General features: G+C 55.9%; 1 pseudogene. It reads left to right on the top strand.

Going from position 1 to position 939, the window contains the following annotated elements:
* Positions 1 to 171: 171 nt before the first annotated feature.
* Positions 172 to 857 (top strand): annotated as a pseudogene (locus tag PDO_RS27300) (IS5 family transposase); the annotation flags it as partial.
* Positions 858 to 939: the final 82 nt, after the last annotated feature.

Raw genomic sequence — 939 nt, forward strand, 5'->3', positions numbered from 1 at the left:
GTGCTTTGTGCCTTGATAAAGTTGGAGATTTGGTCAATTGCTTCGCGTGCCGCCGCCGTGATTTTTAAATGTTCGGCTTCTCCAAAACGCCCTAGGGTCTAAACCCAATCAATCTATTGATTAGATTGTCTCTGTGTGATTCACTTGCCGCAATTGCGGGAGTATTTGACCATGGCAGGAGAATTTTGGCTTGATGACCACCAATGGGCAGTGATTGCGCCACTGCTTCCCACCAACCAGCCTGGCGCTCATCGCACCGATGATCGCCGGATCATAAGCGGGATCATTCACGTCTTGCGATCCGGCTGCCGATGGCAGGATTGTCCGGCCTGCTACGGCCCCTCAACAACCGTCTACAATCGCTTCCATCGCTGGTCTGCAAAAGGGATATGGCGGAGACTGTTTGAAGCCTTGGTGCAAACTACCGATCGGGACATCCATATGATCGACAGCACCACCGCAAAAGCGCACCGATCTGCCGGCGGCGGAAAAGGGGGGCGGATGCCGAAGCCATCGGTCGCTCGCGAGGCGGCAGATCGACAAAAATTCATGCTGTTGTCGATGGTTGCGGCCGTCCAGTCGCATTGCGAATAACGCCTGGGCAACGCGGGGACGGCCCCGTCGCCATTCCGCTGCTGGAGCCTTTGCCACCGACGCGGCTCTGCGCCGCAGATACGGCTTACGACAGCGACGCTTTGCGCGACTTCCTGACAACGCGCGGCACGGAACCGGTCATTCCCAACAATCCAACCCGAAAGCGGATCAAGCCGTTCGACCCGATCGCCTACAGACGACGAAACATCATCGAGCGCACATTCTGCCGTCTCAAGGATTGGAGGCGTGTTGCAACACGATACGACAAGCTCATGATCAACTTCGCGGCAACATGCTACATTGCCGCTATAGTCACATGGTGGATTAATTGAGTCTGGAGCCTAG

Source organism: Rhizobium sp. PDO1-076, assembly GCF_000247475.1.
GTDB lineage: Bacteria > Pseudomonadota > Alphaproteobacteria > Rhizobiales > Rhizobiaceae > Allorhizobium.